This window comes from Alteromonas australica, assembly GCF_000730385.1.
Lineage (GTDB): Bacteria > Pseudomonadota > Gammaproteobacteria > Enterobacterales > Alteromonadaceae > Alteromonas > Alteromonas australica.
Genome location: NZ_CP008849.1, coordinates 1,199,894 through 1,224,481, shown reverse-complemented (window position 1 = coordinate 1,224,481; position 24,588 = coordinate 1,199,894). Strand labels below are relative to the sequence as shown.

Annotated in this window: 20 protein-coding genes and 3 tRNA genes; 4 read left to right on the top strand and 19 right to left on the bottom strand. The window is 45.3% G+C overall.

Annotated elements, in window-relative coordinates; all coding sequences use genetic code 11:
• From oadA to EP13_RS05275, 8 genes are all read right to left on the bottom strand, one after another.
• Positions 1-1,791 carry a sodium-extruding oxaloacetate decarboxylase subunit alpha gene (oadA, locus tag EP13_RS05310; RefSeq protein ID WP_044056378.1) on the bottom strand — a complete coding sequence of 597 codons (1,791 nt, stop codon included), beginning with the start codon at positions 1,789-1,791 and terminating at the stop codon, positions 1-3.
• Positions 1,792-1,805: 14 nt separating this feature from the next.
• Positions 1,806-2,066, bottom strand: a complete 261-nt coding sequence (locus EP13_RS05305) for an OadG family protein (RefSeq protein WP_044056377.1) — start codon at positions 2,064-2,066, stop codon at positions 1,806-1,808.
• Positions 2,067-2,368: 302 nt separating this feature from the next.
• Positions 2,369-2,445: transfer RNA gene (locus EP13_RS05300), tRNA-Arg, on the bottom strand.
• Positions 2,446-2,498: 53 nt separating this feature from the next.
• Positions 2,499-2,575: transfer RNA gene (locus EP13_RS05295), tRNA-Arg, on the bottom strand.
• 37 nt (positions 2,576-2,612) lie between these two features.
• Positions 2,613-2,703, bottom strand: a tRNA-Ser gene (locus tag EP13_RS05290).
• A gap of 300 nt (positions 2,704-3,003) precedes the next feature.
• A complete protein-coding gene (gene csrA / locus EP13_RS05285; protein ID WP_044056376.1) occupies positions 3,004-3,195 on the bottom strand; it encodes a carbon storage regulator CsrA in 192 nt (63 codons plus the stop codon).
• A 133-nt stretch (positions 3,196-3,328) separates the two neighbouring features.
• A complete protein-coding gene (gene alaS / locus EP13_RS05280; protein ID WP_044056375.1) occupies positions 3,329-5,926 on the bottom strand; it encodes an alanine--tRNA ligase in 2,598 nt (865 codons plus the stop codon).
• 184 nt (positions 5,927-6,110) lie between these two features.
• A complete protein-coding gene (locus EP13_RS05275; RefSeq protein WP_044056374.1) occupies positions 6,111-6,560 on the bottom strand; it encodes a regulatory protein RecX in 450 nt (149 codons plus the stop codon).
• A 98-nt stretch (positions 6,561-6,658) separates the two neighbouring features.
• Between EP13_RS05275 and EP13_RS05270 the strand changes: the two genes are divergently transcribed.
• The gene (locus EP13_RS05270; RefSeq protein WP_231497926.1) at positions 6,659-7,894 is read left to right on the top strand and encodes a GNAT family N-acetyltransferase; all 1,236 of its coding nucleotides are present in this window, start codon (positions 6,659-6,661) and stop codon (positions 7,892-7,894) included.
• Positions 7,891-9,981 (top strand): M13 family metallopeptidase, encoded by a 2,091-nt coding sequence (locus tag EP13_RS05265; RefSeq protein WP_044056373.1) that lies wholly within the window; start codon positions 7,891-7,893, stop codon positions 9,979-9,981. Before EP13_RS05270 ends, EP13_RS05265 begins: the two co-directional genes overlap by 4 nt.
• Before the next feature lie 109 nt (positions 9,982-10,090).
• Here EP13_RS05265 and EP13_RS05260 read toward each other — a convergent pair whose 3' ends face one another.
• Together EP13_RS05260 and EP13_RS05255 are read right to left on the bottom strand one after the other, a co-directional pair.
• Positions 10,091-11,728, bottom strand: a complete 1,638-nt coding sequence (locus EP13_RS05260) for a SulP family inorganic anion transporter (RefSeq protein ID WP_044056372.1) — start codon at positions 11,726-11,728, stop codon at positions 10,091-10,093.
• An 11-nt stretch (positions 11,729-11,739) separates the two neighbouring features.
• Positions 11,740-12,393, bottom strand: a complete 654-nt coding sequence (locus tag EP13_RS05255) for a carbonic anhydrase (protein WP_044056371.1) — start codon at positions 12,391-12,393, stop codon at positions 11,740-11,742.
• A gap of 140 nt (positions 12,394-12,533) precedes the next feature.
• On the opposite strand from EP13_RS05255, the gene EP13_RS05250 reads away from it, so the two are divergent.
• On the top strand, positions 12,534-13,484 hold the full coding sequence (locus EP13_RS05250; protein WP_044056370.1) for a hydrogen peroxide-inducible genes activator: 951 nt from the start codon (positions 12,534-12,536) through the stop codon (positions 13,482-13,484).
• Between the two features lie 103 nt (positions 13,485-13,587).
• Entirely contained in the window at positions 13,588-14,469 is an 882-nt protein-coding gene (locus EP13_RS05245; RefSeq protein WP_044056369.1) for a LysR family transcriptional regulator, read from the top strand.
• Between the two features lie 53 nt (positions 14,470-14,522).
• Here the strand turns inward: EP13_RS05245 and ppnP are convergent, their stop codons facing one another.
• The 9 genes from ppnP to EP13_RS05205 form a co-directional block, all read right to left on the bottom strand.
• Entirely contained in the window at positions 14,523-14,807 is a 285-nt protein-coding gene (gene ppnP, locus EP13_RS05240) for a pyrimidine/purine nucleoside phosphorylase (RefSeq protein WP_044056368.1), read from the bottom strand.
• Between the two features lie 174 nt (positions 14,808-14,981).
• Positions 14,982-17,003, bottom strand: coding sequence for a methyl-accepting chemotaxis protein (locus EP13_RS05235; RefSeq protein WP_044056367.1), 2,022 nt, complete (start codon positions 17,001-17,003; stop codon positions 14,982-14,984).
• Positions 17,004-17,354: 351 nt separating this feature from the next.
• Positions 17,355-17,951, bottom strand: a complete 597-nt coding sequence (locus EP13_RS05230) for a DUF938 domain-containing protein (protein ID WP_044056366.1) — start codon at positions 17,949-17,951, stop codon at positions 17,355-17,357.
• A gap of 19 nt (positions 17,952-17,970) precedes the next feature.
• A complete protein-coding gene (metH, locus tag EP13_RS05225) occupies positions 17,971-20,595 on the bottom strand; it encodes a methionine synthase (RefSeq protein WP_081869443.1) in 2,625 nt (874 codons plus the stop codon).
• A gap of 8 nt (positions 20,596-20,603) precedes the next feature.
• Positions 20,604-21,674, bottom strand: coding sequence for a homocysteine S-methyltransferase family protein (locus EP13_RS19030; protein ID WP_081869442.1), 1,071 nt, complete (start codon positions 21,672-21,674; stop codon positions 20,604-20,606).
• Between the two features lie 3 nt (positions 21,675-21,677).
• Complete coding sequence (metA, locus tag EP13_RS05220) at positions 21,678-22,616, bottom strand: homoserine O-acetyltransferase MetA (protein ID WP_044056365.1); 939 nt, start codon at positions 22,614-22,616, stop codon at positions 21,678-21,680.
• Positions 22,617-22,704: 88 nt separating this feature from the next.
• On the bottom strand, positions 22,705-23,193 hold the full coding sequence (locus EP13_RS05215; RefSeq protein WP_231497925.1) for a DUF2802 domain-containing protein: 489 nt from the start codon (positions 23,191-23,193) through the stop codon (positions 22,705-22,707).
• Positions 23,194-23,230: 37 nt separating this feature from the next.
• The gene (locus EP13_RS05210; protein ID WP_044056364.1) at positions 23,231-23,722 is read right to left on the bottom strand and encodes a chemotaxis protein CheW; all 492 of its coding nucleotides are present in this window, start codon (positions 23,720-23,722) and stop codon (positions 23,231-23,233) included.
• A gap of 16 nt (positions 23,723-23,738) precedes the next feature.
• Positions 23,739-24,587, bottom strand: a complete 849-nt coding sequence (locus EP13_RS05205; RefSeq protein ID WP_044056363.1) for a chemotaxis protein CheW — start codon at positions 24,585-24,587, stop codon at positions 23,739-23,741.
• Position 24,588: the final 1 nt, after the last annotated feature.

The following is a 24,588-nucleotide window of genomic DNA, read 5'->3' as shown; positions in this document are numbered from 1 at the left end:
CTACCCCAACATTATCAAAGGCTGACCACTGGTGATGCTATCGCCTTCACCCACACACACATCACTGACAGTGCCTGTAAAGGCTGAACGAATTTCAGTTTCCATTTTCATCGCTTCGATAATCATGACCACATCGCCTTCTGACACCGCGTCTCCGGCACGCACAAGAACTTTAAACACGTTTCCTGCTAGCGGTGCATTAATTGACTGCTCGTTACCTGCTGGCGCTGCTGCAGACGCATTTTGTGGCGCAGCCGGTGCTGGAGCAACATGAGTGAGTTCACCAGACGGTGCCACTTGGACATGATAACGCTTTCCGTCCACACTGACGTCGTACGCTGCGGCTGAACCAGAAGTAGGTTGAGAGGCCGCTGAAGTATCTGTCACTTGCGTTGGCGCGTCTTGCCCTGGCGCTGGCTCAAAGGCGTCTGGATTGCCCCTGTTTTCCAAAAATTTTAAGCCTATTTGAGGAAACAGAGCATAGGTGAGAATATCGTCAATTTTTTCGTTGCTTAATGAGATAGATTTTGTACTGGCTAGTGCGGTAAGTTCTTTCTCTAAACTGTCTAATTCAGGCGCAATATTATCGGCTGGACGACATGTTATTGGGCTGTTGCCATCTAACACGCGGGCTTGAAGTTCAGCATTGACTGGCGCTGCTGTCGCACCGTATTCACCTTTAAGGACCCCAGCCGTTTCTTTCGTAATACTCTTATAGCGCTCACCAGTGAGTACATTTAATACTGATTGTGTACCCACAATTTGCGACGTCGGTGTTACCAGAGGAATAAAGCCGAGATCTTCTCTTACACGGGGAATTTCTTTCAATACTTCTTCAAACTTGTCTTCAGCGCCCTGCTCTTTTAGCTGGCTTTCCATATTGGTTAACATGCCACCTGGCACTTGCGCCAATAAAATTCGAGCATCAACCCCTTTGAGGCTGCCTTCAAATTTACTGTATTTTTTGCGCACTTCCCTAAAGTAACTAGCGATTTCTTCAAGGTGAGGCAAAGAGAGACCTGTATCTCTTTCGGTACCTTCTACTATAGACACCATGGTTTCTGTTGCCGTATGACCATAGGTCATACTCATCGATGAGATAGCGGTATCCAGCATATCTATACCAGCATCAATGGCTTTCTGGTAAGTGGCTGTACTTAATCCGGTGGTTGCATGACACTGCATAGCAATAGGCACCTTCACCGTTTCCTTTAGGCCACTAATTAGGGCTTCACAATCGTAAGGCTTAAGAAGGCCAGCCATGTCTTTCACACAAATAGAGTGAACCCCCATGTCTTCCAGCTGTTTAGCCATATCGAGCCAAAGTTGCAGATTGTGAACAGGGCTTACCGTGTAGGAAATCGTTCCTTGTGCATGGGCACCGCAGTCTACTGTTGCCTTTATTGCTGTTTCGAGATTTCGCATGTCATTCATGGCATCGAAAATTCGAAAAACATCTACCCCATTTTCGTGAGCGCGCTCAACAAAGCGAGTCACCACGTCGTCAGCATAATGACGATACCCCAATAGATTTTGCCCGCGTAAAAGCATTTGTTGCTTGGTATTGGGCATGGCCGCCTTTAACTGCCTGATTCGCTCCCAAGGATCTTCTCCTAAATAACGAATACACGCGTCAAAAGTTGCGCCTCCCCACGATTCAACTGACCAGAAGCCAGCTTTATCTAATTTTTCAGCAATAGGTAACATATCCTCAATACGCATACGTGTGGCAAGTAGCGATTGATGGGCGTCACGCAATACTAGCTCGGTTAAGGCCAGTGGCTTAGACATGAGAACTCCTGATATTATTTTTTATTCGCTTGACGATGTGTGTGGACGGCCGCAGTAATAGCGGCAATAACATTCCCATCCACGCCAGGTTGTACTGCGCGACGAGGTTGCGGTTTTAATTCCTGAACGGATTCGCCAGGAAAGGCTTCACAAAATTTTGCAATCAGGTGAACACCAACGATAAGTAGGCCTAAAAATGCGAACACAAAAAGCATTCCAATAAGCATCAGTGAGCCTGCTTCTATGAGCAAGTTAGAAACTGATCCTGAATCCATGGGTAAACCCTTTTAATGAATAGTGCAGAATAAGTACCATGGTGAGAAAATAAACACAACTCCCTAAGATAATTAACTGAATAATTAACGGCATTTATGCACATTTCTATAGATTAAATATATTTTTATGCGATATGAATTAATAAAGACCCGTATTGATAGGTATGTACTAAGCACACCCTATTGACCCAGCTGAGTACGCAGAAATACAGGGCGACAGTAAAAAGTTAGCAAGAAAGGGAAGATAAGCACGAAGAGGCAGATATAAAAAAACCCACCTCAATGAGGTGGGCTTTCTTATATGGCGCGTGTGGAAGGATTCGAACCTCCGACCGCCTGGTTCGTAGCCAGGTACTCTATCCAGCTGAGCTACACACGCGTTAACTTGTATACTTTTGGATTTTACACCAAAAGGTGACGCTTTAAAATAAGTGGCGCGTGTGGAAGGATTCGAACCTCCGACCGCCTGGTTCGTAGCCAGGTACTCTATCCAGCTGAGCTACACACGCGCAAAACAAATTGTTGATCGCCACTACCAACGAATAATGGCGGAGAGGGAGGGATTCGAACCCTCGATACGCGTAATGCGTATGGTTCCTTAGCAGGGAACTGGTTTCAGCCACTCACCCACCTCTCCTTGAGTGCGGGGTGCATTTTACGGATTCATTGGCCGGAGTCAAACCTTTTTTAGAAAGAAAATGACTGTACGCTGGCATTTTAAACGATTTGTTTAAAAAACACATTTTTTGTACGAAGAACAAACGAATTATTCGTCCTATGCGCTTAGGGCGATAGGTAATCCATGGCTAATTAAATGCCTCCGTATAAGGATAATTGAATAACCCACGTAAATGCTTTGGTTTGCCGAGTATAAGGCGAAGCGTGTTAGACACAAAAAAGGCCAGCATTGCTGGCCTTTTTCGTTCCAAGATATGACTTATTCAGCAGCGTCAGACTGACCGCCCTTTTCTGCTTGAATTCGCATATATATCTCTTCACGGTGCACAGAAACTTCTTTTGGTGCATTCACACCAATTCGAACCTGATTCCCTTTTACACCTAAGACAGTCACGGTCACATCGTCACCAACCATCAGTGTTTCACCAACTCGACGAGTCAAAATAAGCATTCGCTTGCTCCTGATCCTTAATTCTAAACCTATCCATAAACACTTCGCCAACACATCGGCACGACCCGATGAGGGCAACAGTGATTCCGTGTTTCTGTGTCACTTCAAAAACTCACTGCAGATTACGCGTTGATTATAGCTTATCTTCTAACCAAGCGTTAATCGAATCTAACGCCGCACTTAAGTTCTCTGGTTGTGAACCGCCAGCCTGAGCCATGTCAGGACGGCCACCGCCTTTACCACCTACTTGCGCAGCAACAAAGTTAACCAATTCTCCAGCTTTAACTTTGCTCGTAAGCCCTTTTGTTACACCGGCAATAAGGTTGACTTTATTATCACCAGCCACACCTAACACTACGATACCTTCACCAATTCGGTTCTTTATGTCGTCCATCATGCTTCGCAGCGATTTAGACTCCACCCCTTCTAAATTGGCAATCAGTACCTTGGTGCCCTTTATCTCTATCACACTATTAAGCATATCAGCACCTTGCTGACTCGCCAGTTTTTGTTTCGCAGAATTCAGGGCTTTTTCTAGTTCTTTAGTATGATTTTGTAGGGAAATTATACGTTCGACTACATTTTGTACATCCGATTTTAGCAACCCTGAGACTTCAGACAGCATAGATTGCTGTTTCTGAACATAAGCAATAGCATGTTCTCCGGTGACAGCTTCTATTCGGCGAACCCCTGATGCGATGCCCGCTTCTGTGACAATTTTAAATAAGCCAATCTCGCCGGTGCTCTTCACGTGGGTGCCCCCACATAACTCTACAGAGAAAGGCCCCATCGTCACGACCCGAACTTTCTCATCATACTTTTCACCAAACAACGCCATTGCACCCGACGCTTTTGCCTCATCAAGTTCCATAAGCTCTGTTTTGAGTACATGATTCGCGCGAACTTCTTCGTTCACACGGCGCTCGACTTGCGCTATTTGCTCTGTGGTCATGGCTTCAAAATGCGAGAAATCAAAACGCATACGTTGCGCTTCTACTAACGAGCCTTTTTGCGTCACGTGCTCACCCAAGATCTCTCTTAGCGCGGCATGCAAAAGGTGTGTGGCACTGTGATTTTTCTTCACCGCCTCGCGGTTGCTATTATCGATAGCCGCCGATGCCTTATCACCTTTATTAATGACGCCCTTGACTTTTCCTTTGTGAGCAAAGGCGTTACCCATTTTTTGAGTGTCGGTGACAATGAATTCACCCTTCGCTACGCGCAACACGCCTTTATCGCCAGATTGACCACCGCTTTCTGCGTAAAAAGGCGTTTGATCTAGTACGACGACGCCTTCTTGCCCATCGGCAAGTGAATCACAAAATGCGTTGTCGGCAATGAGCTCAACGACGTTCGCTTCACCTTCTACCTCGGTGTAGCCCGTAAATGAGGTTTGATGTTCAACCGCTAACTTGCTGTTGTAATCTGCACCAAAGCTACTGGCTTGTTGTGCACGTTCTCGTTGAGCCTGCATTGCAGCCTCAAAACCAGCTTCATCTATTTTAAGATCGTGTTCGCGGGCAACGTCATTGGTTAAATCGGTAGGGAAGCCATAGGTATCGTAAAGCTTAAAGACCACATCACCAGGAATGGTGTCACCTTCAAGGGCGTCAAGGGTATCATTAAGCATCGCCATACCCCGTGCTAAGGTCTTACTAAACTGCTCTTCTTCTACACGTAGTACTTTTTCAACAACGGGTCGCTGATCAACCAGTTCAGGATAAGCTGCCCCCATTTCTTTGCTTAGCGCCTCAACTAATTTGTAGAAGAAAATATCTTGCGCACCCATCTTATAACCATGACGTACGGCACGGCGAATAATACGGCGAAGGACGTAACCTCGCCCTTCATTTGACGGCATAACACCATCGCAAATAAGGAAGCTGCAAGAACGAATATGGTCAGCAATAACGCGCAAAGATTTATTTTCTAAATCTTGAGTTCCAACAATATCAGCAGAGGCTTTAATTAAGTTTTGGAAAAGGTCAATTTCATAGTTGCTGTGCACATTTTGCAAGATAGCCGATATACGCTCTAGCCCCATCCCCGTATCAATGGATGGCTTAGGCAGTGGCTCCATAGTGCCATCGGCTTGCTTATTATACTGCATGAAAACCAGGTTCCATATTTCTATGAACCGATCGCCATCTTCTTCTGGTGTTCCAGGAGGGCCACCCCAAATATGCGCGCCGTGATCATAAAATATCTCGGAGCAAGGTCCACATGGGCCGGTATCTCCCATAGACCAGAAGTTATCAGATGTACTGATACGAATGATTTTTTCTTTCGGTACGCCAATGTGGTTTTCCCAAATATCAAACGCCTCATCATCTTCTGAATACACGGTAACAAGCAGCTTTTCTTTAGGTAATTGAATCTCTTTAGTGAGGAAATTCCACGCAAATTCAATGGCTTCTTTTTTGAAGTAATCGCCGAAACTAAAATTACCAAGCATTTCAAAGAAAGTGTGGTGACGGGCGGTGTAACCTACATTTTCTAAATCGTTGTGTTTACCACCAGCCCGAACGCAACGCTGAGAAGAAACCGCTCGGGTGTAGCTTCGTTGCTCTGTACCCAAAAACGTGTCTTTAAATTGGTTCATGCCTGCGTTAGTAAAGAGAAGCGTTGGATCATCTGCCGGCACCAGAGACGAGCTTGCCACCGCCTGGTGACCATGACTTTTAAAATAATCGATAAACTTTTGGCGTAAGTCAGCAGTTGATAATGTCATTGAAAACCTAACTTCCTTAATTCAATTAAATAGAAATGCGTATCGGCAAATAGAAATCACATTCATTGCCCTCGCGGGTGTGCGCAACAATAGCATAATTGTCGCTTTTTTGTTAAGCCTAAGAGACCGAGAGCACGCATAAAAAGCCCGATAAAAGCACGATTGCTAACATCGAAAATAGGAATTACTCCCCTTTCACAGCAAATTCTATGTGTTCACTGTAAAAGCCTCGGTATTGTAAGAACTGCTTTTGCTTCATTGCGTATTTAAAGTCAGTTTCTCTACCTGCGCCAAATTTTTTCACTTTCACCTTAAGCGCGGCTTCAAACCAATCGGCCTCTATCTCTTGTATTGCTCTTTGTGCGTCATACTCGTTTACCCCATATTGTTGTAAATCGAGTTTAATTTTTCTCGGCCCCGCGCCTTTGTGATAAAGCGCCCTTGCTCTACTTTCGGCAAAGCGCTTATCACATTGAATGTTGGCCTCTCTGAATTCTTCCAATATGGGGATGAAGGCGTCACTTTCTATTCCCTTTTGCGAAAGTTTACGACAAATTTCATCAAAACTATGTTCTCGTCTTGCAAGCATGCGAGTAATCGCGTCTGTAATGAACTTTCTATCGAAGTCTGACATTTTCTTAATAATGTCCCTACTCTATTTCTTTATTAGCTTGGTAGTATTGTACCCTCAACACTAGGGTGAAGCGCAATTAAGCGTAAAACATATATATAATGATGAGCTACGATATTCGTTTTGTTGAAAATATAGCTGACATAGGTCAATTACAATGGGATGCCTTGGCGAGTAACCACGGCCCGTTTCTTCGCTATGCCTTTTTACATGCTTTGGAAAACAGCGAAAGCTGCACCGCTGACACCGGTTGGCAACCACTTCATGTTGTGGTTAGAGATGGCCACGACATTATTGCGCTTATCCCCGGTTACGTAAAAACCCATAGTTATGGTGAATACGTGTTCGACCAAGGTTGGGCGAATGCTTACCATCAACACGGAATGGAGTATTACCCCAAGTGGGTATCAGCCGTTCCTTTTACCCCCGTGACGGGTTCTCGCGTGCTCGTTAAACAGGGCGTGGCAGTTTCATCACAATTAATACAGCAAGTGATAGATACACTTAAAGGTTATCATCACGAATGCCTATCTTCTGTGCACTGGCTTTTCCCGAATGACGCATGCACGCCGTTACTGGATAACGGGCAGCAGCTTTTAACGAGATACAGTGTACAGTTTCAATGGCATAACTATGATTATGAGAATTTCGACGCATTTTTGTCGGCGCTCACAGCTAGAAAAAGAAAAGAAATTAGGAAAACGCAAAAACGCCACCAACAAAGTGGCATTACCTTTACCCATGCCACAGGCACGGAGATATCCTCAGTCATTCTTGACTGCTTTATCGCGTGCTATCAGGCGACCTATTTGAAAAGAAGCGGCCATCTTGGCTACTTAAACAAAGCCTTCTTTTATGCCCTTTTCAATAGCATGGCTGACAATATGCTGATTGTCACAGCGCGTAGCCATGAGCGCCCCATCGCGAGTGCATTGTTTTTTTACGATGAAACTGGGCTGTATGGCAGATATTGGGGAGCACTAGAAGACGTAGACGGGTTACACTTCGCCACCTGTTACTTTGAGGGCATTGCGTTTGCCATTAACCGAAAACTCCCTTTATTTAATCCTGGAACCCAAGGCGAGCACAAAATTTTAAGAGGTTTCGAACCCATCTATTGTCAGTCTGCACATCAACTTTTTCACCCTGCGTTTCATGACGCTGTAGCACAATTTTTACGCCAAGAAACACCTCAAATCATAGATTATTTCAATCAAGCTAAAAATGTTTTACCTTTTAACAGTCATTTTGCACCAAAACTTAAAACGACAATGGTGTCTTCGCCTTCCACCACGGTGGAAGCAGATACCCACAACAACAATGAGAAAATAAAATGAAGAAAACCTTACTTGCCGCCACCATTGCGGCGTCTCTTGGGCTAATAGGTTGTAGCCAACCTGAAAACACAGAAAAAAGCGCTGCTGACAAAGCGGCAATGATGGACGCGCAAAATGCCGAGTTGAATCAAGCTGAGCTCGGCTCCTTCGGTGTAGATTTAAGTGCGCGCAACGAAGCCATAAAACCTGGTGATGAATTCTTCATGTATGCCAGTGGTACTTGGTACGATAATTATGAACTCCCTGCAGACAAAACCCGCTACGGTGCCTTTACAGCGCTCGCTGAACGAAGCGAGGAACGGGTGAAGAATATTGTTGATGGTCTACTTGAAAAAGAAACCCTGAATGACGAAGAAAAGCTTGTTCACGACTTTTTCGTTTCCTACATGGACACGGACGCCATTAACGAAAAAGGCTTAAGCCCAATTTCAGATGTCCTTGCCACCATTGATAACATTTCTACGCAAAAAGACCTAACTGAAGTGTTCGGGAATGCTTGGCTCACTGGTGCCAGTTCCCCTATTAATAGCGGTATGTGGTACAACCGTCTAGACCCCAATGAATACCAATTAAGTGTGGGTGTGGGCGGTTTAGGCCTTCCTGACAGAGACTACTATTTAAGTGACGATGAGCGCTTTGTGAAGATTCGCGAAGCCTATGAGGCGCATATCGCACAAATGCTAGGGTTTGCGAAAGTTGAGAATCCGGAAAAAAAAGCAGCGGAAATCTTGGCCTTAGAAACTGAAATTGCAAACGTGCAATGGCCACGGGAAAAACGTCGTGACAGAGATTTAACCCTAAATCAAATTGAGCGCGCAAAACTGTCTGATGATTATCCTAATTTTGACTGGGATACCTACTTTGCTCAAACAGGCTATAAAGTCCCCGAGCTGAATATTAGCCAACCTGAGCCTGTTAAGGCGGTGATTGAAATTATTAATGACACGGCCTTAGATAAGTGGAAGTCATACTTAACTTACCATACGATAAAAAATAACGCGGGCTTGTTATCAGAAGATATTTATCTCGCCAATTTTGACTTTTACGGCACAACATTAAGCGGGCAACAAGAGCCCCGCCCTCGTTGGAAACGCGCTGTAAGCCAAATGTCGGGGACGCAATCTTTAGGGTTTGCTATTGGTAAGATTTACGTCAACGAGTATTTCCCGGAAAGCTCTAAAACCCAAATGGCTGAGTTAGTTGAAAACCTGCGTACCGCACTGGGTCAACGCATCGACAACTTAGATTGGATGAGTGAAGAAACCAAGGTTAACGCAAAAGAAAAATTAATGGCATTTCGTCCTAAAATTGGTTACCCCGATACGTGGCAATCTTTTGAGGGTCTGACCATCGAAAGTGATGATGTTATTGGCAATGTCAGAAATCTACGTGAATTCTTCCACCAACAATCGATTGAGAAAGAGTTAGAGAAAACTGATAGAGAACGTTGGAGTATGACTCCACAGCGTGTTAACGCGTATTACAACAGTTCATTTAACGAAATTGTTTTCCCTGCCGCTATCTTACAACCCCCATTTTTCGATCCAAATGCGGATCCAGCGGTGAATTACGGTGCTATTGGCGCAGTCATTGGGCATGAAATGGGTCATGGTTTTGATGACCAAGGCTCTAAATCGGATGCCCACGGTATTCAGCGTAACTGGTGGACAGACGCAGATCGTGCCGCATTTGAAGCTAAAGCAGATAAACTGGTTGCTCAGTACAATGCGTATTCACCGATTGAAGGTAACTTTGTTAATGGGCGCAATAGCCTAGGCGAGAATATTGGCGATGTAGGCGGTTTAGCCATGGCTTATCACGCTTACAAACTCAGCCTAAATGGAGAAGAAGCACCGGTTATAGATGGCCTTACTGGCGACCAGCGATTCTTTTTAGCATGGGCACAGGTTTGGCGTGAAAAACAAACCGAGCAGAGCATGCTTAATCGTCTACGCTCAGGTACTCACGCGCCAAGTCGCTATCGCGCACTTGCACCACGTAACCATGATGCATGGTACGACGCGTTTAATGTTCAACCTGGTGACGCACTTTACTTAGCGCCAGAAGAACGTGTTCGTATTTGGTAACTTCATGGCATTGACATGAGTAAAACTAAGAAACCGCCCTAGAGGCGGTTTTTTTAGATGCTATAAAAAAGCCCTCTTGCGAGGGCTAAAAAGGGAACGCGTCAATTAATTACGATTGCGTAGCGGCTTGAAAGCGGTGATTAGCGCTATCAGTTCCGGCTACTTGCTTTTCTGCATATACGAGAGCTTCGTGTAGCGTTTCAAAAGCAACAATTTCTGGATGGTGTGCATTGATGCTTTCAAGTACCTTGTTCACATCCACATTCGCACCACAGATAACCAATTTTCTGCCAGCGGCTAATGCATCAGAGGTCACGGTTTCTACCGCCATAGCAGCTGAGACGTCCATAGTCGGAACGCGACTAAAATCTAAAATAGTCACTTTAGAACCTGGCTTAACTTGTTCACGAACATGGTGACCTACATCTGCGGCTGCACCGAAACTTAATGGACCGCCAAAACTAAAGATAGACACTTTATCTTTTAGCTTTTCAAGCAATGCATTTTCCTCAGGATCATTCAACGCTTCTGGGATCTTTTTAAGTTCTTCAATTTGCAACTGCGCAATTTGTTTAACATACGCTAACGCAGCAAACACAACCCCCACACCTACAGCGGTAATAAGGTCAACAAAAACCGTTAAACCCAGAACCGTAAGCATAAGTGCGAAGTCCCAACGTGGACCTTTGTGGGCACGTTTTAAGTAACTCCAATCGATGATATCTAATCCAACTTTCACCAAGATACCAGCCAGTACAGCATGAGGAATTTGCGCCGCAAGAGGACTCAACCCAAGAACAATCGCTAGCAATACAAGTGCGTGTATCATGCCAGAAAGGTTATATTTACCACCACTACGAATGTTCACCACCGTACGCATTGTGGCGCCAGCCCCCGCAATACCACCGATTAAACCGGCAAATGTATTACCAATACCTTGGCCAATAAGCTCTTTATTGCTGTCGTGACGGGTACGCGTCATGTTGTCTGCTACCAACGAGGTAAGCAAGCTATCAATTGCCCCTAGCACGGCAAGAATAAATGCGGCTTCTAATATAAGTAGTGCTTTGCTTTGATCAAACACAGGAAGATGCAAGCTAGGTAAGCCCGTAGGAATTGCGCCTAAAACAGGCACACTCAAGACTAGGCTAACAAGAGTACCAATGATCAGTGCAGCGAGTGCGCCTGGTACATATTTACCTAATGAAGGCGGCCATTTATAAGCAATTACAAGGGTACCCAAGCCCAGTGCAAGGGTGGCAAAATTGATATCTGCAAGTGCCGTCGGTAGGTAGCTCAACGCGCCTATTGTTCCGCCCGGAGGCTCATGCCCCAGTAAACGACCAAGTTGCAGAATAATAATGATGGCACCAATGCCTGACATAAAGCCGGAGATGACCGGGTAAGGCACTAATCGAATGTATTGACCCACACCTAAAAAGCCAAATGCAATTTGCATAAGGCCGGCGAGCATTACCGCGGTAAAAATAAGCGCAGCATCACCCGATAAGCTGGCGAATAAGCCTGCTAATACAACCACCATTGGGCCTGTAGGGCCAGATATTTGAGAGGGCGTGCCGCCAAAAAGGGCAGCAAAGAAACCCACAGCTATTGCACCATACAGCCCCGCAATAGGACCAAGACCAGATGCAACACCTAGGGCTAACGCCAGAGGCAAAGCAACAATACCGGCGGTTAAACCGCCAGTAATGTCGCCGCGTAAATTAGAAAAATTCAAGTTAACCATAAGATCAGTTCCTACTCAGTGCGCGCAAGTTGCGCTTCTGCAGCGGTTTGATCCATGGCTTTGAACTCACCAGTCTCATCGTTATAACAAAGCACGTCGCCGCTACCAATGTTGTACACCCATCCGTGCAGCTTTACTTGCCCAGTGGCCAGTTTTGCCGCTACCGCTGGATGTGTTCTAAGGTGCTGAATCTGTTGAACAACGTTTTCTTTTGTGACCGCTTCTAGATGGTCAATTGACAAGTCGTGGGTGCCACAACGCTCTTTCACTACGTCAGTTGCCACGCGGCAATGACCTAGCCACTCTTTCACGTGAGGTAATGCATCAAGGCCTTCAGGCTTAATAGCGCCCTTCATTGCGCCGCAGTCTGTATGGCCACAAACCACAATGTGAGATACGCCAAGTGCTGCGACAGCGAATTCAATTGAAGCTGTCATGCCACCGGTTTGATTACTGTGAGGAGGCACAATGTTACCTGCATTTCGGCAGATAAATAGCTCACCTGGGTCGGTTTGCGTGACAAGGTTAGGATCGATACGCGAGTCAGAACACGTAATAAATAGCACTTCGGGGTTCTGACCGTTTGCTAATTTTTGGAATGTCGCCTTTTTGTTCGGGTACACTTCCTTTTGGAACTTTGCCACACCAGATATAACGTGATCCATAATATTCTCCAATATTTGTAATTATTGTGATTTTAAGTACATGCCAGTGTCACCTGATAGATTAATAGTTTAATATACCAACTCGTGATAGACATATACTATCACCCAACAATTGTATACGAATGTAGAGTAGGGCCGCCATGCAACTTAACGGGAAGAATCCGTCAATTAACCAAATTCGCTATTTTGTAACCGTTGCGAAATACCTAAGTTTTCGTCAAGCCGCTACTTTCTTAGGTATAAGCCAACCCACGCTCACCAGTCAAATAAATGCGCTGGAAAGCCATTTGGGTTTAGTGCTGTTCGAGCGATCTCGCACAGGCACCTTGTTATCAGCACAAGGCAAGCTTCTCTTTAACGCAGCGGAAGAAGTACTCGCGGCAAGTCAGCGTTTTAGTGAAACAGCAAGAGACTTAGCCGAAGGAGAAGTGGTGACGTACCGTCTGGGTATTCCTCCCACTCTTGGCCCTTACTTGCTGCCTCACGTGTTGCCTGAACTCCACAAGCAAAAGCCTGGGTTACGATTTTACGTACGAGAAGCCGCGCCCCAAGCACTGCAACATGGGCTTTTACATGGCGAATATGACCTTATTCTTTCGCCACTGGTGGGTGAGCATTCTCAGTTAATTAACCGGCCTCTATTTAAAGAGCCCCTTAAGTTTGTTATTCCTTCCGATCACCCCCTTGCAGGCAACGCGTTTGTTAAGCCGCATCAATTACGGGGTGAAAAAGTACTCACCCTTGAAGACCGTCATCACTTTCACCATCAGGTACAACACATTTGCGACAAAATAGGGGCTAGCTTACAACGAGACTACGAAGGCACCAGCTTAGATACCTTAAGGCAAATGGTGGTGATGGGGATGGGCGTGGCCTTTTTACCTGGCTTGTATATTCATTCAGAGTTACATCACCCTGAAGCTTTACACGTATGCGAAATTGATAGTATGCCCATTGAAAGGCAACACGCGTTAACTTGGCGAAATACAGCTCCCGATCGCCAAACCTTTCGAGAAATTAGCGAAATTATTCGCCATATTATCGCGACACGCCTCTCGGGCGCCGTAAAGATAGTAGGTTTAGACGATTAGGCTCTTAGCGCAGAACACGCCGTAGGTTGTGTATCCTTGCCATTTTATATAAATGAAAAAGATGGTAACTTTACCTCAAAATCATGAATAGAATTCATAATGTATGATTGACCGTCACCACCTAAAAATTGTTCGCGCAATTGAAACACACGGCACCATGACTGAAGCGGCTAACGCTTTGTTTTTAACACAGTCGGCATTAAGCCATGCCATGAAAAAGGTAGAAAAAGATTTTGGCGTGCCCTTGTGGCGAAAAGAAGGTAGACGCCTTGTACTCACGCAGGCAGGGAAAAGCTTGCTGAATTTAGCTCAGCGAGTTTTGCCTCAGTTTGAGCACACAGAGGCGCAGTTACGCCGTATGGCAGAAGGAAAGCAAGGCACACTTCGAATTGGTATGGAGTGTAACCCTTGTTTTGAATGGTTACTCAAAGTAGTGGCACCTTTTTTAAAGGCCTACCCTGATGTCGATGTGGATGTAAAGCGTGCGGTGACATTTGGGGGATTACAGGCGTTACATGGGTACGACATAGATATTTTGCTGACTCCCGATCCATTAGAACTTCCTTCAATTAGCTATAAAGGGGTATTTGATTACGAACAAGTGTTGGTCATGAACGCCCAGCACCCGTTAACGCAATACGACATAATAGAGCCAGAATATTTGGCGCATGAAACCCTCATTACTTACCCTGTGGAAGAAAGCCGGCTGGATATTTTTTCGCACTTTTTACACCCCGCCAATCGCACAGTGAAGCAACATAGACAAATAGAAACAACAGAAATCATTTTGCAAATGGTCGCCGCAGGGCGTGGTGTAACGGCACTGCCTAAATGGTTGATAGAGGAATCTAAGGACTACGCTAATTTAGCCTATCGTTCTTTAGGAAAGCAGGGGGTTCAAAAAACCCTCTATTTGGGGTATCGGAAAGAAGACGATCCTTTTCAGTTGGTGGATGCCTTTATACAGCTGGCAAGTCAGCCATAAACAAGGTGAAAACAGGAAAACCAAGGGTACCCTTGGTACCCTTGGCAAAATGACTAGCTATAAAAACACAAATAGGCTGTCGCTACTGAGACTTTGACGTCAAAAGAAACATTTGCTTCAACCTCAAATTCTGTGCCCGCAGGATAAGACGTCCACTCATCACTGTTGGGTAGCTTCACTACCAACTCACCCTCAACCACTTTCATTAGCTCATGTTGCGTGGTACCGAAGGTATATTCACCTGGTGACATGACACCAGAAGTACAAGGCCCCTGAGCAGATTCAAACGCGATTGAGGTAACTTTGTTATCGAAATAATGATTCACTGAAAATGACATCTTGTATCCTTTATCTTTAAAACTTTATTTTACAGTAACCTAGTTGAGGCTACTGTGCATGGGGTTATAAAAATCAAGTTAGACTAACTTAGTGCGAATTCGACTACCTCTCCCCCTTGCACTCCCTATTTGGCGTTCCCAAAAACGTGTGGTACGGGCGGTATTTTTTCAGTGCTATATTTTAAATTGCCCTACCAAATCTTTTAAATCGCTTGATACACCGCTAAGTTGGGTCGCTTCCACCGCTAACTCTTGGGCGTGAACACTGGTTCTATCGCTTAAATCCGTAATGGCCACTAACGACGAGTTAATATCTTGCGCCGCTTGCGTTTGTTGTTCTGTGGCTTGCGCAATATAAGTACTTTGCTCATGCACCTTGCCAATTGCACTATTAATTTCAATAAGCGTATTCACCACTCTTTCTGTTTTTTCCACGCCAGATTCAGAACGGGCCTTGCCACTATTCATCACTGCATCCGTTTGTTCCGCCATATTCTGCAGACGTTCCACCATACGGCGAATATCCGTGGTTGATTCTTGGGTTCGACTAGCTAACGACCTCACTTCATCAGCCACCACGGCAAAGCCTCTGCCTTGTTCACCCGCTCTAGCCGCTTCAATGGCAGCATTTAATGCCAGTAAATTTGTTTGCTCTGCAATGCTGTTAATCACATCGATGACCGCACCAATGTTATCTGACTCCTTGCTCAACCCACTAACAACTTCAACACCGTCACTGACCGATACCGCCAACGAACGGATTTCCGCCATGGCCTCTTTTGCCTGATTACTGCCTAACTGCACCAACTCATCGGCTTCTGTTGCGGCAATACTTGATTGTGATGCATTATTTGAAATTTCCACCACCGTTTGCGCCATTTGGGTGACCGCAGATGAGACGTTATCAACTTGATTGCGTTCTTGATTAATTTCGTCGCTGGTATTTTGTGACACATCACGTAGATGCGCCGCTGCCTCCGCCACCGCTTGCGTATTTAGCGCGGTTTCTTTCAGTAAATGGCGAAGTTTGTCTGTGAAAGTATTAAATTCTTGGGCAAGGGCACCAATTTCATCATTGCTATGAACGGTGAGTCGCTTGGTTAAATCCCCTTCCCCTCTGGCAATTTCTGCCATTGCGTAACGCATGTTGACTAAAGGCGTGGTTATTTTTGCACTAGCAATAAAAGTAATCAGAGCAATCAGTACAATGATGATAAGTGCAATAATAATCGCGGTAGTGATTGCACCCTCAATGGGGCCATCGATGATACTGGCCGGTATCAAAATACCCAGCGACCAATCCATTTGAGGCGAGGTTAAATTAGCATGGCGGAAAAAGGCCACGTATTCTTTCCCTTTCCAGGTGACTTCAACCATACCATCACTGGCGGTAGAGATTTTTCCTGCCAGAGCTGAAAATGCCGATGTTTCATCAAACAGTGTGTCAAAGTTAGCCAACGAAGAACTGAGTGGCAACTCTTTACCCTGTTTTGGGAAATAGACGATATTTTGATTTTCATCTAACAGGAAGGCCGTACCTTGCCCCTGGTATCTGATGCTATCAATGACCTTGCCTATTGTGCTGATCAAAATATCGACGCCTCCCACCCCAATCAGCCTTCCTTTTTCGTAGACAGGTTTTTGTACTACCGCTGAGATACTGCCATCTTGTGAATCAACGGCAGGCGGGGTAACGTAAAGTTGACCAGCATCAACGGCGGCGTTGAACCAAGGTCGTTTGGTAGTGAAATACCCATAATCAGGATTTCCTGCATTAGGTCCGCTGGTATCTACGCCAACTCTTCCCTCTTCGTAAAAGTACTCCCCGGTTAGGGCTGAGCCAAAAAACGCCGATTTAATCACAGGGTCATCATGACTAATGTTAGTGAAAAGTTGATAGATTTTAGCGCTGTTTTTCACGCGGCCATCTTCGCCGCCTCGTTGGGTATGTTCATAGAAGAAGGTTTTAAGAAAGGGGCTGCTAAGAAAGGTTTCTGCTACCCCTCCGTACTTGTTAAAAAAACCTTCCACCTCATTTGCTTCTCGCGCAACCAGTGCGCTGACGTCTTGTTGGACGCGCTCACGGGTGTTATCAGCAACGATATTTACCAAGATGGTAGCGGCGATAGACAGCATGACGGCAATACTACCGCCTACGATCAGCATAAACTTTTTCTGTAGCGAGAGTGATTTCATAGCGACTTCTCATTGTTATTTTTATGACTATTTGCAGTGGAGGAGAATAAAACCATTGAGATGGGCGCCAACTGCAATACAACTAACTTCTTCGGCTATACGCGAGATAATGAATGGAGGACAGCGTCACAGCATTGCGCCATGTCGTACGTTTAAACTGTCAGGTGAATAAAATGACGAGTAAAAGCGAACGTGACCACATCCATTAATCATGAAGTTATCAATTACTTAAATATTCACAAATAATTGGAATCTACTACTGTCTAATAGATTGGCGTTGTTTACAACTATAGATAGAAAAAATTTGCAATTATACAAAAGTGTAAAAATAGAGTAACTTTTCTGGGTTAACTAATTCTTGTGCCATTCCAATAGTAGGTTATTGGCCGGCATGGTATGTACTTTCTGCAGTTGTAGAGAAGGTGCCCACGTTTTTAGCTCATCAATATCCCGATATCCCCCATAGCCTCGCGCCAATAATGACTGATGAAAATCGAGGTTACTTTGCGAGGAGAATTCACCGTTTTGGGTAAAGGGCCCATATTGGCAAAATACGCCCTTGTGGGGCAGGTTTTCAGCAATCATTGACATAAGTGACTGAATCTCTGCTTTTTGCATGATATGAGCAGTATTAGCGCTAAAGACACCGTCAAACGAACCGGCTCCTGCCGTCTGAGGGAAGTGATCCACGCCCACGGTAAAGGACACTGGCGGTTCAATATTATCCACAGAAGAGGCCATTAACCAAGCGGCGATACCGGCATGGTTAACGGCTTGATCACTACAATGCCAATGCAAATGTGGCAAATGCTCAGCAAAAAAAACCGCATGCTGGCCGGTCCCACTGCCCACTTCCAATACGCGTTTCGTATTGGCAAAGGCACGTTCTAGCACGTGCAAAATTGGGCGTTTATTATTTTCGCAAGCTTGGCTAAACGGTTTTTCCATTGGGTATGTCTTGTTGTGATTAATCGCTTAAATTAGGAGACAGCCATTTTTCTGCCTCTTCCAGTGTCCACCCTTTACGGGAAGCATAGTCTTCAACTTGGTCAGACTGAATCTTTGCCACGGCAAAATATTTTGACTCTGGGTGGGCAAAGTACCAACCAGATACCGAAGCCCCTGGCCACATGGCATAACTTTCTGTGAGCTTCATGCCGGTATGTTTTTCAGCATCGAGTAAATCCCAGATAACTTGCTTTTCAGTATGCTCTGGACACGCAGCATAGCCTGGCGCAGGACGTATGCCTTGATACTTTTCTCTAATAAGCTCTTCATTAGATAAGTCTTCATCCTTTGCATACCCCCAGTATTCTTTGCGAACACGTTCATGAAGATATTCAGCAAAGGCTTCTGCCAACCGATCGGCCACCGCTTTTACCATAATACCGTTGTAGTCGTCACCGGCTTGTATAAACTGGTTCGCGAGTTCGTCTTCGCCAATGCCGCCCGTGACCGCAAATGCGCCCACATAATCACGAATACCTGAGGACTTAGGTGCAACAAAATCACTTAAGCAATAATTGGCAAACTTATCTTTAAGGGTTTGCTGACGAAGGTGGTGCCCCACAGCTTTGATTTCACCGCGTTCCTCATTGGCATAAATCTCGATATCGTCGCCTACACGGTTTGCTGGAAATAGGCCTATCACACCTTTTGCTTCTAAGCTATTGTCTGCAATAATAGTATCGAGCATCGCGTTAGCATCGGCAAATAACGACTGTGCTTGTTCGCCCACAACCTCGTCTTCTAATATGCGAGGATACTTGCCTGCCAATGACCATGTTAAGAAGAAAGGCGTCCAGTCAATATAGTGCCTAAGTACCGATAGGGACGCCGTTACAGGTGTTACCCCTAGCTTGTTAGGCGCAACGGGCAGCACTGAGAAATCGGGCTGATAGGCATTGTCACGTGCCTGCGCTAACGTCACCGGCTTACTCCGTGGTTTTTTCCGTGCGTGCTGCTCCCGAACTTTGTCGTATTCCGCAGCCAATTCTTTCGCGTAAATATCACGAGAGCCTTTATTCAATAGCTTTTGACAGACCCCTACCGCGCGGCTGGCATTAGGTACATAAGCCACTGGCGAATGATAGTTCTGCTCGATTTTCACCGCAGTATGGGCTTTTGAGGTGGTAGCCCCACCAATTAACAGGGGAATTTCATACCCTTGGCGTTCCATTTCTTTCGCTACATGCACCATTTCATCGAGGGAAGGCGTGATTAACCCTGAAAGGCCTATCATGTCGACATTTTCGTCTTTGGCAACCTGTAAAATTTTTGCCGCAGGGACCATGACGCCAAGATCGATCACTTCAAAGTTATTACACTGAAGTACCACGCCCACTATATTTTTGCCAATATCGTGAACATCCCCTTTTACCGTTGCTAGCAATATTTTGCCGTTGCTTTTAGCGTCATCTGATTTTTCTGCCTCAATGTAGGGCTGTAAATGAGCCACGGCCTTTTTCATCACACGGGCTGATTTCACCACCTGCGGCAAAAACATCTTACCTTCACCGAATAAGTCACCCACCACGTTCATGCCGTCCATCAACGGCCCTTCAATAACATGCAATGGTCGCTCGGCTTTTTGTCGTGCCTCTTCGGTATCATCAATAATAAAGTCGGTAATACCTTTAACTAACGCATGCTCTAAACGTTTGTTTACATCCTGTTCGCGCCAGCTTAAATCTTCTTTCGCAGCGGCTTTTCCGTCACCTTGATAATTAGGGGCAATATCAAGCAATCTTTCAGTAGAGTCGCTTCTTCGATTGAGTATCACGTCTTCTACCGCATCGCGTAACTCAGCTGGAATTTCATCATAAACTTCCAATTGGCCCGCATTCACAATAGCCATATCCATACCTGCACGAATGGCATGGTAGAGAAATACTGAATGCATGGCTTCTCGAACAGGGTTATTGCCTCTAAATGAGAAGGAAATATTCGATAGCCCACCAGAAATGTGAGAATGGGGACAGGTTTGGCGAATGACACGTGTGGCTTCAATAAAGTCTACTGCGTAATTATCATGTTCTTCTATACCTGTAGCCACAGCAAAGATATTGGGGTCGAAGATAATGTCCTCAGGTGGAAAGCCAATGTCTTCTGTAAGCAGCCTGTAACTGCGTTGGCAAATTTCAATTTTACGGGCTTGGGTGTCGGCTTGCCCTTTTTCATCAAACGCCATGACTACTGTTGCAGCGCCATATCGTTTAATTTTCTTGGCCTGTGCTAAGAAACTTTCTTCACCTTCTTTTAAACTAATGGAGTTGACAATAGCTTTGCCCTGCACGCATTTTAATCCCGCCTCAATGACTTCCCACTTCGAAGAGTCAATCATAATAGGAACACGGCTAATATCCGGCTCAGAAGCAATGAGGTTTAAGAAGGTGACCATGGCTTGCTTCGAATCGAGCATTGCCTCATCCATATTAATATCGATGATTTGTGCACCGTTTTCTACTTGCTGGCGTGCGACATCTAAAGCAACTTCATAGTCGCCTTCTAAAATTAACCGTTTAAATCGAGCTGAACCGGTCACATTGGTTCGCTCACCAATATTAATAAAGGTTGAAAATTCTGCGCTCACATTACCTCCTAGTGTACGAATGGCTCAAGGCCTGATAGGCGCATTTTGGGCGCAATATTGGGCACGGCTCGGGGTTTTATACCTGCAACGGCGTTGGCGATATCTGCAATATGTTTTGGTGTGCTGCCACAACAGCCCCCCACAATGTTCACTAGGCCAGATTCCGCCCACTCTTTAATATGCGCGGCCATTTCTTCCCCTTCCATATCGTATTCACCAAACTCGTTTGGAAGACCTGCATTCGGGTGAGCCGACACTAAGCACTCACTAACGCCAGCAATTTCGTCTACATATTGGCGCAATAAATCCGGCCCTAAAGCACAGTTTAGTCCGAAGGAAAAGGGCGCTACATGTCGCATAGAATAATAAAAGGCTTCTGCAGTTTGACCCGACAAAGTTCGACCTGATGCATCTGTAATGGTGCCTGACACCATGACAGGTAAGGTGACATTCAGCTTTTCAAATACACTATCTACTGCATAGGCAGCTGCCTTCGCATTCAGCGTATCAAAGATGGTTTCAAGCATGATAAGGTCGACCCCACCTTCAATTAAGGCCTCTGTGGATTCACTATAGGCCTCCACTAATTCATCAAACGTGACGTTACGTTTGCCTGGGTCGTTTACATCTGGCGAAATAGACGCGGTGCGGTTAGTTGGGCCAAGCACGCCTGCAACAAAACGTGGTTTATCTGGTGTTTTCTCGGTATACGCGTCAGCCGCTTTACGCGCCACTTTTGCAGCAGCAATATTAATATCACGTGAATACGCTTGCATATCGTAATCTGCCATAGCGATAGTGGTGGCGTTAAAGGTATTGGTTTCAATAATGTCGGCACCCGCCTCAAAATACGCACAGTGTATGTTGTAAATAATGTCGGGCTGAGTGATTGCGAGTAAATCATTGTTACCTTTCACGTCACAATGCCAGTCGGCAAATTGTGTTCCGCAATAGTCTTCTTCTTCAAGTTTATGCTCTTGAATCATGGTACCCATAGCACCATCGAGAATAAGGATTCGTTTTTCTGCTGCTTGCGTTAACAAAGCTCGTTTCTTGTTTGAGATAGATTGTAAGCTCACGCGTTACCTCTTTGGCTGTGGTTTTTCAGCAAGCTGATTTAAATCGTACGGTGTGGTTTGATAAACAAAATAGTTTAACCAATTTGTAAATAAAAGGCTGCCGTGAGAACGCCAACGAACCATTGGCGGCTCATTCGGGTTATCGTGTTGAAAATAGTTCGCAGGCACTTTCGGCGTTTGCCCTGATTGTAAGTCTCTTAGGTACTCATCCTTCAACGTATCTGGGTCGTACTCGGGATGCCCGGTCACAAATACCATACGCTTATCTTCAGAGGCCACAACGTATGCCCCCACTTCTTGAGATGAAGCCACCACGTTTAACCCATCAATACTGTTATAAACTGACGTGTCGATATGCCCGTAACGAGAGTGCGGTGCAAAAAACGTGGGGTCGAAACCTCTGAGTAATTCATTATTGGGATCTAACACTTGATGTTCAAATACCCCAGAGAACTTTTCTTTTTTAAGCTCCCTCATCACCCCATGAAAATGATACATGGCGGCGTGTGCTGCCCAACAAAGATACAAGGTTGAGTTAACATGACGTTGCGCCCATTCCAAAATGGTGGTCATAGACGCCCAATAGTTAACGTCTTCGTAGTTTAAAAGTGCAAGAGGTGCGCCTGTCACAATAAGCCCATCATACTTTTTATCTGCAACTTGTGAAAAGTCATGGTAGAACGCATCCATGTGCGATTGAGGCGTATTCTTAGGGGCTTGGTTATCAATTCGAATCAAATCAACGTTGATTTGCAAAGGCGTATTTGAAAGCAGTCGAAGTAATTGCACTTCGGTTTCAATTTTATTCGGCATCAGATTCAAGATACCTACCTCAAGGGGGCGAATATCTTGGTTTGCAGCCCTGTCACTCTCCATCGTGAAAATGTTTTCGCCCAGCAACACATCCTGAGCGGGCAGTTGATCGGGAATACGAATTGGCATGAAAAGCTCCAGTCATTTTTACAATGACTGTATTGTGGCAATTCACGGGAAGATGTCAACATCTTTACGTCTAGACGTCTAAATGAATTTAAGAGCCAGCGGGTTGACGGTGTACCATACTCAACATTTCGGCCTCTGCACGCGGTATATCGCATGCCTCCATTATTTCTTCAATAGAGGCGCCTTGCTTCACCAATTCAGCTGCGCGTTGATAAAGGCGAAGGGAAGGATCTTGTAGTTTGACTTCGCGCAGTTGGTTTTCAAGATCGTCAAACTTACCTTGTAACGCTTGGATGTGTCGCGTCACCACGAGGTTGCGAGCTTGCTCTTCATTTTGCTGATGGGCAAAGTTGCGAACCGAAGAGACCGTTTCTTCTAAACGGCTATCATACTTGGCTTCTAGGTTTTTGATCCCTTGCTGGAGTGATCTTATTTGCTTAAACAGCCAAACTATTAATAATGAAAGCACAACAACGAGCACCAGCAATATACTTTCATAAAGTGTCGGTGCGATGAACTGCATTTCCATTTGCGCTAGGCCTTTTAACTTGGTGAAGTCATTAAACAAAAAAGGCAAGTAACTAGGTTACCTGCCTTTGCAGAATGTGACAGGCTTATAAGCTACTTAGCTCATCCCATTCATCATCACTAAGGAGTTTGTTCAAATCTACCAAAATGAGAAGTTCACCATCTCGGTTACTCACACCTTGGATAAATTTAGCACTTTCCTCAGTACCCACGTTCGGCGCACTATCTATTTCAGAAGAGCGTAAATAAACCACTTCTGCCACGCTATCGACCAGGATACCTACCACTTGCTCATCTGACTCGATGATAACGATCCGCGTATTGTCGGTAATTTCCGTAGGGGGTAACCCAAAACGCGCTCGGGTATCAATAACCGTAACCACGTTTCCGCGTAGGTTTATGATCCCTAATACATAATCAGGCGCGCCGGGCACTGGCGCTATTTCGGTATAACGTAATACTTCTTGAACTTGCATTACGTTAATACCGTAAGTTTCTTCACCTAGGCGATAAGTAACCCATTGAAGGATTTCATCGTTGCTGTCGGTGGCATTACTGTTTGTTCTTTCATCGCTCATGAACCGGCTCCCAATACTATGGCGTCTGGTCGTTACTGCCTAAGCCTTTGTTAAGCATAGATATTAATTCGCTAACGTCAATTAACGCGCACATTTTTTCTTTTACCATCCCCGCTAACCAAGGACGCTTACCTACAGACTCACGCCATTTGACGTCAGCTTTCGTTAAAGTGACAGTATTGACGAGCTTTTCGCAAGCCATCCCCCACCAGCTATCTCCTAACATAATAAGATATCGGTAGTTTAGAGATTGTGCGAGGTTTTCGTCATATTTTTCTGGCATAACCCACTTTGCACTGTCAACCACATTAATTTTTTCCTCTCGATGGATCATCACACCCATAAACCAATCAGGCTTACCAAAAAGAGGCCCCACTTTATCAAGTTGATGTATTCCACCAAGCGTAGTCAGTGGAACCGCGAGGGTCAAACCCGCTACCTCAAAGAATAACGCTTGAAAGCGAGAATCGAGAGTATCCTTTAGTGGAATTTTTTGCTCTGGCGGTATATTTCCGCCTTCTTGACCCGCCGAAACCTCTGAAAAAGCCTGCTCATTGATATCTTCAATCAGTTGAGCGTCGCTATTTTCACCTTCCTCGGCTTCCACTGAAGAGGGTATATCCCTTTTTTCGACAACAGGAGGAAGCGGGGTTTCCACCGGTACCTCTGGTTTAATCGTTGTCTCTTCAATACTGAATGTTTCATCTGCACTTAACCCGCTCTCTGCGAGTTGCTGAGCAGCTTGCTCTAATAACCTAGAGGTACGCGCAGTCACATCGCCTGGATCTTCCTCAGGCTCTTTTAGAAGGCTATCTAGATAGGCTTCCATAACGTCTTCTCGCGCGAAGGGAGACTGCTTACTCATG

Coding starts and splice junctions, on each gene's coding strand:
- oadA (WP_044056378.1), bottom strand. CDS start 1,791: ATGTCTAAGCCACTGGCCTTAACCGAGCTAGTATTGCGTGACGCCCAT.
- EP13_RS05305 (WP_044056377.1), bottom strand. CDS start 2,066: ATGGATTCAGGATCAGTTTCTAACTTGCTCATAGAAGCAGGCTCACTG.
- csrA (WP_044056376.1), bottom strand. CDS start 3,195: ATGCTTATTTTGACTCGTCGAGTTGGTGAAACACTGATGGTTGGTGAC.
- alaS (WP_044056375.1), bottom strand. CDS start 5,926: ATGACATTATCAACTGCTGACTTACGCCAAAAGTTTATCGATTATTTT.
- EP13_RS05275 (WP_044056374.1), bottom strand. CDS start 6,560: ATGTCAGACTTCGATAGAAAGTTCATTACAGACGCGATTACTCGCATG.
- EP13_RS05270 (WP_231497926.1), top strand. CDS start 6,659: ATGATGAGCTACGATATTCGTTTTGTTGAAAATATAGCTGACATAGGT.
- EP13_RS05265 (WP_044056373.1), top strand. CDS start 7,891: ATGAAGAAAACCTTACTTGCCGCCACCATTGCGGCGTCTCTTGGGCTA.
- EP13_RS05260 (WP_044056372.1), bottom strand. CDS start 11,728: ATGGTTAACTTGAATTTTTCTAATTTACGCGGCGACATTACTGGCGGT.
- EP13_RS05255 (WP_044056371.1), bottom strand. CDS start 12,393: ATGGATCACGTTATATCTGGTGTGGCAAAGTTCCAAAAGGAAGTGTAC.
- EP13_RS05250 (WP_044056370.1), top strand. CDS start 12,534: ATGCAACTTAACGGGAAGAATCCGTCAATTAACCAAATTCGCTATTTT.
- EP13_RS05245 (WP_044056369.1), top strand. CDS start 13,588: ATGATTGACCGTCACCACCTAAAAATTGTTCGCGCAATTGAAACACAC.
- ppnP (WP_044056368.1), bottom strand. CDS start 14,807: ATGTCATTTTCAGTGAATCATTATTTCGATAACAAAGTTACCTCAATC.
- EP13_RS05235 (WP_044056367.1), bottom strand. CDS start 17,003: ATGAAATCACTCTCGCTACAGAAAAAGTTTATGCTGATCGTAGGCGGT.
- EP13_RS05230 (WP_044056366.1), bottom strand. CDS start 17,951: ATGGAAAAACCGTTTAGCCAAGCTTGCGAAAATAATAAACGCCCAATT.
- metA (WP_044056365.1), bottom strand. CDS start 22,616: ATGCCAATTCGTATTCCCGATCAACTGCCCGCTCAGGATGTGTTGCTG.
- EP13_RS05210 (WP_044056364.1), bottom strand. CDS start 23,722: ATGAGCGATGAAAGAACAAACAGTAATGCCACCGACAGCAACGATGAA.
- EP13_RS05205 (WP_044056363.1), bottom strand. CDS start 24,587: ATGAGTAAGCAGTCTCCCTTCGCGCGAGAAGACGTTATGGAAGCCTAT.